13 protein-coding genes and 1 riboswitch are annotated in these 13795 nt (G+C 66.2%); of the genes, 5 read left to right on the top strand and 8 right to left on the bottom strand.

All coding sequences use genetic code 11. The annotated features are described in order from the left end of the window. Positions 1-35: 35 nt before the first annotated feature. Complete coding sequence (gene gcvT, locus KG104_RS17110) at positions 36-1157, bottom strand: glycine cleavage system aminomethyltransferase GcvT (RefSeq protein ID WP_104160100.1); 1122 nt, start codon at positions 1155-1157, stop codon at positions 36-38. Positions 1158-1176: 19 nt separating this feature from the next. After that, entirely contained in the window at positions 1177-4086 is a 2910-nt protein-coding gene (gcvP, locus tag KG104_RS17115) for an aminomethyl-transferring glycine dehydrogenase (protein WP_207348241.1), read from the bottom strand. A gap of 150 nt (positions 4087-4236) precedes the next feature. After that, positions 4237-4356, bottom strand: a riboswitch (glycine riboswitch). A gap of 279 nt (positions 4357-4635) precedes the next feature. Between gcvP and cycA the strand changes: the two genes are divergently transcribed. Further along, positions 4636-6132 (top strand): D-serine/D-alanine/glycine transporter, encoded by a 1497-nt coding sequence (gene cycA / locus KG104_RS17120; protein ID WP_207348240.1) that lies wholly within the window; start codon positions 4636-4638, stop codon positions 6130-6132. Here the strand turns inward: cycA and KG104_RS17125 are convergent. Further along, on the bottom strand, positions 6125-7474 hold the full coding sequence (locus tag KG104_RS17125) for an MFS transporter (protein WP_237687201.1): 1350 nt from the start codon (positions 7472-7474) through the stop codon (positions 6125-6127). The genes cycA and KG104_RS17125 overlap by 8 nt on opposite strands. Positions 7475-7585: 111 nt before the next feature. After that, on the bottom strand, positions 7586-8047 hold the full coding sequence (locus KG104_RS17130) for a VOC family protein (protein ID WP_207348239.1): 462 nt from the start codon (positions 8045-8047) through the stop codon (positions 7586-7588). Between the two features lie 120 nt (positions 8048-8167). On the opposite strand from KG104_RS17130, the gene KG104_RS17135 reads away from it, so the two are divergent. Next, positions 8168-9142, top strand: coding sequence for a helix-turn-helix transcriptional regulator (locus tag KG104_RS17135; RefSeq protein ID WP_207348238.1), 975 nt, complete (start codon positions 8168-8170; stop codon positions 9140-9142). Here KG104_RS17135 and KG104_RS17140 read toward each other — a convergent pair whose 3' ends face one another. After that, complete coding sequence (locus KG104_RS17140) at positions 9143-9601, bottom strand: GNAT family N-acetyltransferase (RefSeq protein WP_207348237.1); 459 nt, start codon at positions 9599-9601, stop codon at positions 9143-9145. It abuts the gene before it with no gap. A gap of 3 nt (positions 9602-9604) precedes the next feature. After that, positions 9605-10240 carry a nucleotidyltransferase family protein gene (locus KG104_RS17145; protein WP_237688624.1) on the bottom strand — a complete coding sequence of 212 codons (636 nt, stop codon included), beginning with the start codon at positions 10238-10240 and terminating at the stop codon, positions 9605-9607. A 65-nt stretch (positions 10241-10305) separates the two neighbouring features. Between KG104_RS17145 and KG104_RS17150 the strand changes: the two genes are divergently transcribed. The 3 genes from KG104_RS17150 to KG104_RS17160 are packed head-to-tail and all read left to right on the top strand — an operon-like array spanning position 10306 to position 12344. Then, positions 10306-11013: a histidine phosphatase family protein gene (locus tag KG104_RS17150; protein ID WP_104160653.1), complete on the top strand. Its 708-nt coding sequence runs from the start codon at positions 10306-10308 to the stop codon at positions 11011-11013. Between the two features lie 9 nt (positions 11014-11022). Continuing rightward, positions 11023-11577: a DUF3090 family protein gene (locus tag KG104_RS17155; protein ID WP_104102273.1), complete on the top strand. Its 555-nt coding sequence runs from the start codon at positions 11023-11025 to the stop codon at positions 11575-11577. Further along, complete coding sequence (locus tag KG104_RS17160; RefSeq protein WP_207348235.1) at positions 11577-12344, top strand: SCO1664 family protein; 768 nt, start codon at positions 11577-11579, stop codon at positions 12342-12344. Before KG104_RS17155 ends, KG104_RS17160 begins: the two co-directional genes overlap by 1 nt. Positions 12345-12368: 24 nt before the next feature. Here the strand turns inward: KG104_RS17160 and KG104_RS17165 are convergent, their stop codons facing one another. Together KG104_RS17165 and KG104_RS17170 are read right to left on the bottom strand one after the other, a co-directional pair. After that, a complete protein-coding gene (locus KG104_RS17165; RefSeq protein WP_207348234.1) occupies positions 12369-13181 on the bottom strand; it encodes an MBL fold metallo-hydrolase in 813 nt (270 codons plus the stop codon). A gap of 5 nt (positions 13182-13186) precedes the next feature. Continuing rightward, positions 13187-13786, bottom strand: a complete 600-nt coding sequence (locus tag KG104_RS17170) for an Asp23/Gls24 family envelope stress response protein (protein ID WP_207348233.1) — start codon at positions 13784-13786, stop codon at positions 13187-13189. Positions 13787-13795: the final 9 nt, after the last annotated feature.

Genomic DNA, 13795 nt, shown 5'->3' on the forward strand with positions numbered 1-13795 from the left:
CAGCACGGCATTCCGCCGTGCTGCCGGCGGGGAGGTTACTGTCCGCGCTTGTAGAACGGCAGCCCGACGACGGTGAAGGGCTCGGGCTTGCCGCGGAGGTCCACCTGCACCTCGGTGCCGGGCTCCGTGAAGGCGGTGTCCACATAGGCCAGGGCAATCGGATAGCCCAGGGTGGGGCTGGGCGCACCGGAGGTGACTTCGCCGATCACTGCGCCGTCGGAAAGGACCGGGTAGTGCGAGCGGCCGGCGCGGCGGCCGGATCCTTTCAGGCCCACGAGGCGGCGGGCCGGAGCCTGCTGCTTCTTGGTTTCCAGCGCGGCGCGGCCCACAAAGTCCCCCTCCTTGGAGAGGGCGACGACGGGACCCAGGCCTGCGGCGTAGGGATCCAGCTCCAGGGAGAGTTCATTGCCGTACAGCGGCATGCCGGCTTCCAGGCGCAGCGAGTCACGGCAGGCCAGACCGGCGGGGATCAGGCCCCGGTCCGCTCCGGCGTCGAGCAGTGCAGCCCAGAGGATGGGGGCGGCGTCGTTGGGCACGTAGATCTCAAAGCCGTCCTCGCCCGTGTACCCGGTGCGGGCCACCAGCAATTCCGCGCTCCAGGCACCCAGCGCCATCGGCACCTTGGCTGCGGCGTAGTACTTCATCCCCGTCACAGCGTCCCGGTGCTCGGCGGGAACCAGGGCCAGCAGGATGGCCTCGGCGTTGGGCCCCTGCACGGCCACCAGGGACGTGTCGTCGGAGATGTTGTTGACGGTGACGTCAAAGCCCTCGGCCCGCGCTGCCAGTTCGGCGGCGACCACCGGTGCGTTGCCGGCGTTGGGCACCACCAGGTAGGTCTCGTCGTCGAGCCGGTAGCTGATCAGGTCATCGATGATCCCGCCGTCGGCATTGGTGATCAGCGAGTACTTGGCCTTGCCCACCTTGACGGCGGACAGCTTGCCCACCAGTGCGTAATCCAGGAAGGCACCGGCGTCCGGGCCGGTGACCTTTATTTCGCCCATGTGGGAAAGATCGAACAGGCCCGCTGCTTTGCGGACGGCGTGGTGTTCGGCCAGCTCGGAGCTGTACTTCAGCGGCATCTGCCAGCCGCCAAAATCGGTGAAGGAGGCGCCGAGGCGTTTGTGCTCTTCGTAGAGCGCGGTGTATTTCTCAGTCATTGTTCTTAGCCTTTGCGCTCTAGTTTTCGAAATCTTCGATGGGCGGGCAGGAGCAGATGAGGTTCCGGTCCCCGGCTGCGCCGTCGATCCGTCCCACCGGCGGGAAGTACTTGTCCATCCGCTGGCTGCGCATCGGGAAGGCGGCCTGTTCCCGCGGGTAGGCGCGGTCCCACTCATTGCCGGCCACCACGACGGCGGTGTGCGGTGCGTTGCGCAGCGGGCTGCCTTCCAGGGTGAAGTCGCCCGCGGCGACCTGGTCGATTTCGGCGCGGATGGCGATCATGGCGTCGATGAAGCGGTCAATTTCGCCCAGGTCCTCGGACTCGGTGGGTTCCACCATCAGGGTGCCTGCCACCGGGAAGGACAGCGTGGGGGCGTGGAACCCGTAGTCCACCAGGCGCTTGGCCACGTCTTCGGCGGTGACGCCGGTCTTCGCGGTGAGTTCGCGCAGGTCCAGGATGCATTCGTGCGCCACGAGTCCGCCCTTGCCCGTGTAGAGAACCGGGAAGTAGTCGTTGAGCCGTGCGGCCACATAGTTGGCGGCCAGCAGGGCGCTCTTGGTGGCTTCGGTCAGGCCTTCCCCGCCCATGAGGTTGACGTAGGCCCAGGAGATGGGCAGCACGCCGGCGGAGCCGAAGCGCGACGCGGAGACGGGAATGTCCTCGCCCTCGGACCAGGTGGCGGCATCGCCGGGCAGGAACGGTGCGAGGTGTGACTTCACGGCCACGGGGCCGACGCCGGGACCGCCGCCGCCGTGCGGGATGCAGAAGGTCTTGTGCAGGTTCAGGTGGGAGACGTCGCCGCCGAACTCGCCCGGCTGGGCCAGTCCGACCAGGGCGTTGAGGTTGGCGCCGTCAATGTAGACCTGGCCGCCGGCTTCGTGGACGGCGTCGCAGACGTCGCGGACGTCGTCGTCGAACACACCGTGGGTGGAGGGGTAGGTGATCATGATGGCGGCGAGGTTGTCGCGGTGCGCATCGATCTTGGCGCGCAGGTCGGCGTGGTCAATGGCCCCGTCGCCGGCGGTGGCAACCACCACCACCTTCATCCCGGCCAGGACGGCGGAGGCGGCGTTGGTGCCGTGCGCCGAGGCGGGGATGAGGCAGACGGTGCGCTGGTTCTCGCCGCGGGAGTGGTGGTAGCCGCGGATGGCCAGCAGGCCGGCCAGCTCACCCTGCGAGCCGGCGTTGGGCTGGATGGACACCCGGTCATAACCGGTAATGACCGCGAGCTTCTCTTCGAGATCCGCGATCAGTTCGCGCCAGCCCTCGGTCTGGGAATCCGGCGCGAACGGGTGGATGGAGGCGAACTCGGGCCAGGTCATGGCCTGCATTTCGGCCGTGGCGTTGAGCTTCATGGTGCAGGAGCCCAGCGGGATCATGGTCCGGTCCAGGGCCAGGTCACGGTCCGAGAGGCGGCGCAGGTAGCGCAGCATCTGGGTTTCGGAGCGGTAGGAGGAGAACACCGGGTGGGTCATGAACTCCGAGGTGCGCCGGATGTCCTCCGGCAGTTCGAAGCCCTCCGGCTGGCTGTCCGCTGAATCAGCGGCGGCACCAAAGGCGGCGGCAACGTCGGCGAGGACGGCCGGCGTCGTCGTCTCATCGCAGGAGATGCCCACGGTGTCCGCGTCGATGCTGCGCAGGTTGATGCCGCGGGTTTCGGCGGCGGCAATGATTTCGGCGGCGCGGCCCGGGACGCGGGCGGTGACGGTGTCGAAGAAGCTCTCGTGCAGCAGTTCGATCCCGGCGTCCTGCAGTGCGGCGGCCAGGGTGCGGGCGGAGTCGTTGGCGCGGCGGGCGATCCGCTTCAGGCCCTCGGGGCCGTGATAGACGGCGTACATGGAGGCCACGATGGCCAGCAGCGCCTGCGCGGTGCAGATGTTGGAGGTGGCCTTCTCGCGGCGGATGTGCTGCTCGCGGGTCTGCAGGGCCAGGCGGTACGCGGGGGTGCCGGCGGAATCCTTGGAGACACCCACCAGACGGCCGGGCAGGGACCGCTCCAGGCCCTTGCGGACGGCCATGTAGGCGGCGTGCGGGCCGCCGAAGAACAGCGGAACGCCGAAGCGCTGCACGGAGCCAACAGCAATGTCGGCACCCTGCTCGCCGGGAGGCGTGATGAGGGTCAGGGCCAGCAGGTCCGCGGCTACCGTGACGAGCGCGCCGCGTTCCTTGGCTTCGGCAATCAGGGCTTCCTGGTTCCGGACCACCCCGGAAACGCCCGGCTGCTGCAGGACGAGGCCGGTGATTTCGCCGTCGGGCAGTCCGTTGGCCAGATCCGCCACGATCACGTCGAAGCCCAGGGCCTTGGCCCGGCCCTTCACCACGGCGATGGTCTGCGGCAGGGTTTCAGAGTCCAGCACAATGGCGCCGTTGGCCTTGGACTTGTTGGAGCGGCGCATGAGCAGCACGGCCTCGGCCACTGCGGTGGCTTCATCCAGCAGCGAGGCATTGGCGATGGGCAGGGCGGTGAGGTCCTGGACCATGGTCTGGAAGTTCAGCAGGGCTTCGAGCCGGCCCTGGGAAATCTCCGGCTGGTAGGGCGTGTAGGCGGTGTACCAGGCGGGGTCCTCGACGACGTTGCGGAGGATCACCGGCGGCGTGTGCGTGCCGTAGTAGCCCTGGCCGATCATCTGTACTGCGGTCTTGTTCTTGCCGGCGATGGCGCGCAGCTGGGCGAGGGTTTCCTCTTCGGAGCGGGCGGGATTCAGAACCAGCGGGCTGCCCTGCCGGATGGCGGCGGGAACGGCCATGTCCGCCAGAGCGTCCAGGGAGTCATATCCCACGGCCTTGAGCATCGCTGCGGCGGAGCCGGCGCGGGCACCAATGTGGCGGTCAACAAAACCCTCGGCGAGCGGCGCGGCTGCGGCGGAACCAAGGGAGTTCGCGGCGGACGTGGCGGGGGTTTCGGCGGTGGACAGATCAGCAGTCATTCAGGGCTCCTGGAAGGCAGACGGGGTACGCCAACAAACGTTGGGTCCTCCCCGCTCTGTATTGGACCTGAGAGATTCCGCGGGGGTGGCCCCGCTTGCACCGTCGGTGAGTACCGCACGCATTGTACGGAAACTGCTTTCCAGAGTTGCCTCGCTGTGGCGGTACAGGGGCCTGAGAGATTCCCGGGGAGGGTTTGCTCCTACGGCGCCCGCCGGTGCTCGCCTCCCCATAGGGAGACTGCATTCGCGGGACTCTCCCGCCACGGCTGATAAAGGCATATTCACTTGTGTATATCCACCTGTGACCCTACCCTCCCGGAGGTGCCTCATCAAGAGAATGACGGCCGCCGGATCCTCTTTGACGTCCGTGTGCGGCGTCACGGCGTCCTTTGACCGGGCGGAGACGCCAAATTGACATCGCCCACCCGTGACTTCCACACTTGAATGTCGGCGGTGGCGCCAACATCTTTCTTACGGCCTGGGTACGAGCCTTCCGTGCGCGTGGCGGCGTCACGCGCGCCGGCGGGTGCCTAGATAAGAAAGATCCCCATGTCTGACCGCCTGACCCGCCCCACCTCCGCGGAGACTTCTCCCGGTGTAAAAAGCTCTTCCGAGCCGGAACTCTCCCGCTCCCTCTCCAGCCGCCACATCCAGCTTCTGGCCATCGGCGGCGCCATTGGAACCGGCTTGTTCATGGGCTCCGGAAAAACCATTTCGGTGGCCGGCCCGTCGGTGATCTTTGTCTACATGATCATCGGCTTCATGCTGTTCTTCGTCATGCGGGCCATGGGCGAACTGCTGCTTTCCAACCTCAACTACAAGTCCTTCACCGACTTCTCTGCTGACCTGCTGGGCCCCTGGGCCGGGTTCTTCACCGGCTGGACCTACTGGTTCTGCTGGGTGGTCACCGGAATTGCCGATGTAGTGGCCATTTCGCACTACGTCACCTTCTGGTGGTCGGATGCACCGCTGTGGATTCCGGCCCTGGCCTGCATCCTGGTGCTGCTGGCATTGAACCTTCCCACCGTGAAGGCCTTCGGCGAGACCGAATTCTGGTTTGCCCTGATCAAGATCCTGGCGATTGTCACCCTCATTGTGGTGGGCCTGGTCATGATTTTCACCCGTTTCAATTCCGGCGACGGCGACGTAGCGGGCTTCAACAACCTGTGGGAGCACGGCGGGATGTTCCCCACCGGCCCCATGGGCTTCGTGGCGGGTTTCCAGATTGCCGTCTTCGCGTTTGTGGGCATCGAGCTGGTGGGTACGGCCGCAGCCGAAACCAAGGATCCGGAAAAGAATCTTCCCCGGGCCATCAATTCCATTCCCCTGCGCATCATGCTCTTCTACGTAGGCGCCCTGGTGGTCCTGATTTCCGTGGTTCCCTGGGACGAGTTCAGTGCGGACGAAAGCCCGTTTGTGGGCATGTTCGCCCTGGCCGGGCTCGGAGCCGCGGCCGCCGTGGTGAACTTTGTGGTCCTGACTTCCGCCGCCAGCTCGGCGAATTCCGGGATATATTCCACCTCGCGCATGGTTTTCGGCCTGGCGCACGACGGCGACGCCCCCAAGCCGTTCGGCCGCCTGTCACGGCGCAAGGTGCCCCAGAACGCACTGTTCTTCTCCTGCACCTTCCTGCTGGCCGGCGTCGTTCTTTTGTACGCAGGGGAATCGGTGAGCGCAGCTTTCACCCTGGTCACCACCATCTCCGCGCTGTGCTTCATGTTTGTCTGGACGATCATCCTGCTCAGCTACCTGGTGTTCCGGAAGCGGCGTCCGCACCTGCATGAGGCCTCGAAGTTCCGCATGCCCGGCGGCGTGGTGATGGTCTATGTGGTGCTGGCGTTCTTCGCCTTCATCCTCTGGGCCCTGACCACCCAGGCCGACACCCTGCAGGCCCTGCTGGTGACACCCATCTGGTTTGTCCTGCTGGGCGTTGTCTATGCGTTCCTGCGCCGCACTCCGCTGCACCAGGCCCGGGTGGCAGAGTACAAGGCCATGGCGGCTGCCGAGCGGGCCGCACTGACAACCCACCCGGAAGCGGTCAAGTAACCAAACCCTGCTGCTGGTCCTCAATCCGCGCGTTCCGAAACCGTGACAGCGCGAGCAGGAGACCGGCCAGCAGCAGGGTACCGGCTGAAAACCACAGGGCCGGGCCGACGCCCCGGGTCGTAGCGAGATATCCGCCCACCGGGGCGCCGAGAACAATCATTCCCCGGTTCGCTGAACGCATGGTGGCACTCATCCGGGCCAGCAGCCGGTCCGGCGTGACGGCCTGGCGGTACCCCATTTCCAGCGGACCTTCGATCCCCATCCCCAGGCCCAGCAGCAGCTGTCCGGAACACACCAGCACCATGGCTCCCGCCGCTGCCGGCCAGCTGCCGGTGCCCTGCAGTCCCGGGTTGTCCTGGGCGCCAAGGGCAGCGGCTGCCAGCAGGGCAACGGCGAACGGCTGAAGCAGCCGGGCACAGGTTACCGTGCGGCCGGTGCCCCACCGCTGCCCCAGGCGGGCGGACAGTAAGGTCCCGAGCACCGCTCCTCCCCCGGCGCAGGCCAGCACCACGCCAAGTCCCGCCGCGCCGGCTTGGAGGTTTTGCAGCACCAGGGCCGGCAGTACTGCGCCGAGGGCGGAGAAGCCCACAAACCACAGATGGGTGCTCCAGGCCAGGGGCGCCAGCTGCGGATGCCCGTAGACCCAGCGCAGGCCCTCCCCGATCTTGTTCCGGAGCTTGTGCCGTTTCGGACCGGCTTCTTCTGTGCTTTCAGCGGCCCGCGGGGAGGGCGCCGCAGCTGAGCCGCCCATGGTCAGGAGCACTGCCGCCGAGAAGAGGTAGGAAGCCGCGTCCAGAAGGAGGGCAAAAGGTGCCCAGAGAAGCGCCACCAGGCCCCCTGCCACCGCGCCTCCTGCAGTTTGGGCCACGGTATCGCTTTGCTGGAGCCGGGCATTGGCCCGAACCAGCAGCGGCCGGGGCACCAGCTGCGGAAGGTAGCTCTGGTAGGCCGCGTCGCCGGTGAGTGCCAGGGTGCCGAAAAGAAACAGCAAGACCGCCAGCACCGGAACAGAAAGCATCCCCATGACTGCCACAGTGCAGGTCACGGCAAGGATCAGGCCTCGGCCCAAGTCCGCACCAACCATCGCTGTCCGGCGCGGGAACCGGTCAATCCACACTCCGGCAAACAACCCAAACACCAGGTACGGCGCCCACCGTGACGCGTTGGCGATGCCCTGGTCCAGGGGTGTCCCGTCCATCGTGACGAGAATGAGGACGGACAGCGCCACCGTGGTGACATAGGTGCCGAAGTCGGACACGGTGGATGCCAGCCAGAACCGGACAAAGGCCGGGTTGCGGCGGAGCTTGGCGTGCATGGAAGTCGATGCGGCGTTGATTTCCATGGCCCTCCCTCCTGCTCGATGGCACAGAGCCTAGCTGGAAGTGCTTGCACAATCTCCCGGTGACCGGGGTGAGCAGCAGGGTGCCTGCTGAAAAGGCAGGTGGCGATCCCGCTAAGCCGGCGCCTCGACGTCAATCACCCAGGTCACGCCGAAACGGTCCGTAAGCATCCCGAACCCCGGGCTCCATGCCGAGGCAGCGAGCGGCTCAATGATCTGGGCACCGTCAGCCAGTCCGCTCCAGAGCTTCTCCACTTCCTCCAGGGTTTGTCCGCGCAGGGACTGAAAGAAGGTGCGGTCGGTGATGGTGGTGCCGTTTTCACGGCGGGTGGTGCCGGCGGTCGCTTCGCCGTCCGCGCTGTCCGTGCCGGGGATGTCGTAGGCCATCAGGCGGAAACCGTCCGGGGTTGCGAGCTGACCGAACACGATCTTGTCCGCTCCCGGCACCCCGGGCGGCATGCCGAAGTCGCCGTAAGTGGCGGCGCTGATGCTGCCGCCGAAGACCGACCGGTAGAACTCAAGTGCCTGTGCTGCGGTTCCGCGGAAATTCAGATGGGTTGTGGTGGTGATGCTCATGGGATAGATCCTTTGCCTGTACTAACGGTGGCTGTGCTTCGTCCGCGGGTTGCGGCTCTAAGCCCAGATTGGACCTAATAGCGGACAGGTAGTGTCCTCTTCTGCCGCCATACTGAAACCATGTCCGGAACCTCGTCCCGAATGCTCAAACTGCTCTCGCTGCTGCAATCCCGCCGGGACTGGCCCGGGCAGGTGCTGGCCGAGCGCCTGGATGTGACCGCCCGGACCGTCCGCCGCGATGTAGACCGGCTGCGTGGGCTCGGTTATTCCATCGCTGCCGTCAAGGGGCCCGACGGCGGCTACCGGCTGGCGCCCGGCTCAGAACTGCCGCCGCTGCTCTTTGATGACGAGCAGGCGGTGGCGATCGCCGTCGCGCTGCAGAGCGCGCCCTCCAGTGGCGTGGATCTGGACGACGCCGCTGCCCGGGCACTGACGACGGTGAAGCAAGTGATGCCCTCCCGGCTGCGGCACCGGATTGAGGGAATCCGGTTTACCGATGCCGGCGCCTCCGCCCGGGTGGATCCGGCGGTCCTTCAAGCGGTCAGCACCGCCGCCGGGAGCCGGCGGATTCTCCGCTTCGACTACGGGGAGGATGAATCCCACCCGCCCCGGCGCGTGGAGCCGCACTCCGTCGTCGCCCGGCGGGGCCGCTGGTACCTGATCGCCTGGGACCTGGACCAAAACGGGTGGCGGATCTACCGGCTGGACAAGATGACGCCGAAAACCCCGGCCGGAGCCGCATTTGTGCCGCGGCCGATCCCCTCCGGAGATGCAGGCACGTTCCTCGCCGCACGGTTGAAAGGCTCCGACGACGGCGACCGCTGGGCCTTTTACGGGGAGCTTCTAGTCGAGCTTCCCGCCTCCGCGATTGCGCCGTGGCTGGGCGACGGTGAACTGGAGCAGGTATCCGATACCGCCTGCCGAGTCCGTGTTGGTTCCTGGTCCTGGGCAGGACTGATCGCCTGGGCAATGCGTTTCGACGCCCCGTTCGCGGTCCTTGGCCCCGAGGCGTTCACCGCCTCAGTTCCCGGTTTCGCTGCGCGGCTGGGCGCAGCCCGTCAACCCGATGCCACGAGCCAGGCCGCACGGCCGTAGTCAGGATTCGTTGAGAACCTTGCTGAACAGCACATAATCGCCGTCCTGACCCGTAGTTTCATAACCCGCGGCCGTGTAGAGCCGGCGGGCCGGGTTGCTACGGTGAACGCCGAGTTTCACAACGCGAACTCCGCTTGGGGTTGCCCCCTGCTCGAACGCCTCCAGAAGGAGCCGTCCGAGTCCCTGGCGGCGATGGCTGCCGAGGACATGGATCGAGACCAGGGTGGCGCTGTCATCCTGGAGGGTCCACATTGCATATCCAAGTGGCCGCCCGTCGTCGTCGACGACAAACACCGTACGCGGGAGGCAGCCGATCCAGTCTGCGAGGTTCAACTCAATGGCGGACATCCACCCCTCGAGGCCATCCGGCTCGATGGTCTCCATGTACTCGAGCTCCTTGCTGAAGATGAACGGCAGATCGTTCACTTCGGCGGGACGGAGGCGTGCTGGGGTGGTCATGGACTAGAGCATCTCACGTCGGGTTATTCGAGCCGCCGGCGACGCGTCATTGCCCGATTGGTCCTCGGGCCAGGGCAAAACGGTCAGCGAAGGCCACTGAGCAAGCCATCTTTGAGTTTTCGCCTCGTACACTTCCCGAGGGGCAAGGACCGGGTTCGGCACGATCCGGCGCGCGAACAAGTCTTCGTAGCCGTGCGGCGCGTAGGTGCTGAGGTTGCCCGCCGGGTCGGACGTGACCGCGAAGCAGCAGGTCTTCGCGGCGAAATGATCCACCGCATCGGTGGTGCCGGTGAAAGGGACGGCCGGAACGCCGAAATGGTCCTCGTACCAAAGGTGCACCCGGGCTTCGTTGCGGACTTCGACCTCGACGCCCAGGTCCCGAAAAACCTCACGCGCTCGGACAATGACCGCATGTTCCGCCTCGTAGGACGTGTCTTCGTCGAAGTAGAACAGGTCGTAGTCGCGGATGCCCGCCTGCGGATCCCTGCCCTCCAGCACATTCCATACGGTTTGGAACAACGCACCGGCCGTCAGCCACCAGTCGGAGACACCGAGCAGCGGCGCAAGCTGCAGAATTCTCCCATTGACCGGGTTCTTCAGGGTATGGGCCAGGAAAAGCTGCTCGTCATTGGTGGTCACCGCATCATCCTGCCTCATCACCAGCGGTTCGCCCCGCCGTCGGACGGGATGACTAGGCTATGGGGATGGCAACAGTAATCCTCGTGCGGCACGGCCGCACCACAGCGAACGCCTCCGGGCTGCTGGCCGGCCGGACCCCCGGCGTCGAACTCGACTCTGCAGGCCGAGACCAGGCCGCCGTGACCGGGGACCGGCTCGCCGTCGTGCCCCTTGTCGGCGTGGTGTCGAGCCCGCTCGAGAGATGCCGGCAGACCGCGCAGTTCATCCTGGACCGCCAGTCCGGCACCCCGCATGCCCCCGTGGAGCAGGAGCTGACCGAGTGCGATTACGGCTCCTGGCAGAACCGCACTCTTGAGGAGCTGGCGAAGGAGGAGCTGTGGAAGACGGTGCAGTCCCAGCCCTCCGCCGTCACCTTCCCCGGCGGCGAGTCCATGGCGGCCATGCAGGCGCGCTCGGTGGCCGCCATCCGGCGCCACGATGCGGCCTTCGAAGCGGAGCACGGGCCCGGCGCCGTATGGGCGGCGGTGAGCCACGGCGACATCATCAAATCGGTCCTCGCCGATGCACTGGGCATGCATCTGGATCTGTTCCAGCGCATTACCGTGGGACCGGCCTCTGTGTCGATCGTGCACTACGGCAAGGGGCGGCCCACCGTTTTTGCCACCAATACCGACGCCGGAGATCTCTCCTGGCTGGCCGTTCCTCCGGCGTCAGAGGATGCTGCGGTCGGCGGAGGCGCGGGACATGCGGCACCTCAGGCCGAAGGAGCCTAAAGTAGTCCTATGCCTACAACCGTTCACGAGTTCGCCTGGCCTGACCGCGTCGTCGTCGGCACTGTCGGCGTCCCGGGGCAGCGCACGTTCTATCTGCAGGTGCGCACCGGAAAGCAGCTTGTCAGCATCGCCCTGGAGAAGCAGCAGTCCGCCCAGCTTGCCGAGAAGATTGACGAGATCCTCGACCAGCTCATGACCGTCGACGGCAATCCCTTCCACGTTCCCGCCAGCACTCCCCTCGAACTCGTCGACAATGACGACCTCGAGACAGTGCAGGAACAGTTCCGCGCCGGCGTGATGAGCCTGGGCTGGGACCCGACCACGGCGCAGCTCGTCATCGAGGCCTACCCGCTCGAAGAAGTGGACGAGGACGATGACGGCTTCCTTGAGGAGGATGAAGACGCCGATCCCGCCGAAGTGCTGCGGGTCAGCATGCCGGTGGGCACCGCCCGCGCTTTTGCCAAGCGCACGCGGGAGGTCGTGGGCGCCGGGCGCCCCATCTGCGTGATCTGCGGACAGCCGATCGACGCCGACGGGCACACCTGCACCTTCCCCGGGGCCTGATGCCGGCGCCGGATCTGGTGACCGCGGAGCTGACACTCACCGGCCGCATCACGACGGCGTCCAACGCCACCTTCCTGGGCAGCATCGGCGGCGCGTCCGTGGTCTACAAGCCGATCGCCGGCGAGAAGCCGCTCTGGGATTTTCCTGACGGGTTTCTGGCACACCGGGAAGTGGCTGCCTACCTGGTGTCGGAGATGCTGGGCTGGAACATCGTGCCGCGCACCTGGCTGCGGGACGGCCCGCTGGGCGTTGGCATGGTGCAGCTCTGGCAGGACACCGATCCGGAGCAGACCGCGGTGGATCTGGTGCCGGTGGATGACATGCCGGAAACCGGCTGGAAAGAGGTCCTCGAGGGCGAGGACCAAAGCGGACAGATTGTTGCCCTCATTCACGAGGACACCCCGGCGCTCCGCCGGATGGCCGCGTTCGACGTCCTGGTCAACAATGCCGACCGCAAAGGTGACCACGTCCTCGCCATGGGCGGCGGGCACCGGTACGGCGTGGATCACGGGCTGACCTTCCATCACGAGCACAAGCTGCGCACGGTGCTGTGGGGATGGATCGGGGAGGCTCTAAGCGCCGAGGAACTCGCAGGCATCGACCGGGTTCTCGAAGGACTGCAGGGTGAGCTGGGCGGGCAGCTGGCGGACCTGCTCACCGCTGAGGAGATTGCGGCGTTTGCTGCGCGCTGCGCCCGGTTGCGTTCAGCGGGCGTGTTTCCGGCTCCCAGCGGCGGCATGCCCGCGGTCCCCTGGCCGCTGTTCTAACGGCTTCCAGCGAAAACGGTTGGCCTATCCGCGGGTGAAGGCAAGGTACCGCCGAGCGGATTCCTGCACAATGCGGTCTGCGCCGTGGGGAATTATCCGGTCCCACCAGCCCCCGTACAACCGGTCGTAGCGCAGCGGCTCCAACCGGGCAGCGGCATCCTCCACTACCTCCGGCCGTTCGGGAATCTGGTTCGGATAGCTGTACAGAAAGGACACATGCGTACGGTCCGGGATGACATTGATGATGTCTGAGCTGAAGAGCGCTCCGCCGCCGGCCGGATCGCCGGACCAGTGCAGCACCGTGCCGCCGGGAAAGTGGATCCCCGCACGGTAAAGGGTCAGGTCCCCGGCAAGCGCGAGGCTGTCCCCGCTCCAAAACTCCAGCGCGGGGTCGGGCCGTCCCACCCACTGCCTGTCCGCATTGTGCAGATACACCGGAGCATCGAATTCATGCGCCCACTCCACCATGGTGGTGTAAAAATGCGGATGGCTGACGGCGATCGCGGAGATTCCGCCCTCGGCACGGATCAGGGCGGCAAGCCCATCATCCAAATACGCCTGGCAGTCCCAGAGCACATTGCCGCTTGACGCCTTGATCAGCAGAGCACGCTGTCCAATCGCGAAGGACGGTTCACATCCGATTCCCAGGACACCCGGGCCCTGCGCATGAATTGTTCCCCGGTGCGAGGATCCGCGCAAACGTTCGAACGTTGTCCAGGCCTGCCCCGTCAGCGGCACGTACTGTCGTTCGTCGTCGCAAATGGGGCAGTCCCGGCGCTCCGCTCCGTATTGGGTTCCGCAGGTGACGCAGAGGGGAAGATCCGGTGCGGATGACATGGAACCTAATAAACCACAGTTCCGCCCGGGGTCACCGGACCGCCGGAGAGTCCCTGTTTGTTGCTCGCCTCCAGCTGGACTCCCAGACTGTGCAGCGGATTCTCCAACGCCATGGCCAGGTGAGGCACCACGGCTCCCTCAATCTGGTCCATGACCTCGCGGATATCCGCCCATGCATTGACCGTGATCTTCAGCGTCAGATCCGGTTCCTCGGCAGTTCCGCGCAGCAGCGCCGTCGAATCGACCACACCGGGAATCCGCTCCGTGTCATCCTCGACGGCCGCGGCCAGCACTGACGGGTTGCAGACGGTGATGCCGCGGGCCGGGTTCTCCTGCAGCCTGAACGTGTCCGCCTCAACGCGCCGCGGGATCTGGACCAGCATCCACCACAGCCCGAGGGTTCCCAGAATCAGTCCGGCGATCAGGACGCCACCGGGCGCATAGTCGGCCCCCGTGACGTCCTCCGGCGGTCCGGACAGGACGGGGCTTCCGGCTGTCCCTATCACTCCTGAAGCCAGCAGCAGGAGGTAGACGCCTGCCGCCAGGCACAGCAGCGCAAGGATGGTCAGCCAAACACGGTTGGCGGTGCCTGCATGGTGGCGCATGGTGTTCCC

Origin of the sequence: Arthrobacter sunyaminii (assembly GCF_018866305.1) — a bacterium.
Classification (GTDB): Bacteria; Actinomycetota; Actinomycetes; order Actinomycetales; family Micrococcaceae; genus Arthrobacter_B; species Arthrobacter_B sunyaminii.

Excerpts from the sequence above, each read along its gene's own strand:
- gcvT (WP_104160100.1), bottom strand. The coding sequence starts at position 1,157 with ATGACTGAGAAATACACCGCGCTCTACGAAGAGCACAAACGCCTCGGC.
- gcvP (WP_207348241.1), bottom strand. The coding sequence starts at position 4,086 with ATGACTGCTGATCTGTCCACCGCCGAAACCCCCGCCACGTCCGCCGCG.
- cycA (WP_207348240.1), top strand. The coding sequence starts at position 4,636 with ATGTCTGACCGCCTGACCCGCCCCACCTCCGCGGAGACTTCTCCCGGT.
- KG104_RS17125 (WP_237687201.1), bottom strand. The coding sequence starts at position 7,474 with ATGGAAATCAACGCCGCATCGACTTCCATGCACGCCAAGCTCCGCCGC.
- KG104_RS17130 (WP_207348239.1), bottom strand. The coding sequence starts at position 8,047 with ATGAGCATCACCACCACAACCCATCTGAATTTCCGCGGAACCGCAGCA.
- KG104_RS17135 (WP_207348238.1), top strand. The coding sequence starts at position 8,168 with ATGTCCGGAACCTCGTCCCGAATGCTCAAACTGCTCTCGCTGCTGCAA.
- KG104_RS17140 (WP_207348237.1), bottom strand. The coding sequence starts at position 9,601 with ATGACCACCCCAGCACGCCTCCGTCCCGCCGAAGTGAACGATCTGCCG.
- KG104_RS17150 (WP_104160653.1), top strand. The coding sequence starts at position 10,306 with ATGGCAACAGTAATCCTCGTGCGGCACGGCCGCACCACAGCGAACGCC.
- KG104_RS17155 (WP_104102273.1), top strand. The coding sequence starts at position 11,023 with ATGCCTACAACCGTTCACGAGTTCGCCTGGCCTGACCGCGTCGTCGTC.
- KG104_RS17160 (WP_207348235.1), top strand. The coding sequence starts at position 11,577 with ATGCCGGCGCCGGATCTGGTGACCGCGGAGCTGACACTCACCGGCCGC.
- KG104_RS17165 (WP_207348234.1), bottom strand. The coding sequence starts at position 13,181 with ATGTCATCCGCACCGGATCTTCCCCTCTGCGTCACCTGCGGAACCCAA.
- KG104_RS17170 (WP_207348233.1), bottom strand. The coding sequence starts at position 13,786 with ATGCGCCACCATGCAGGCACCGCCAACCGTGTTTGGCTGACCATCCTT.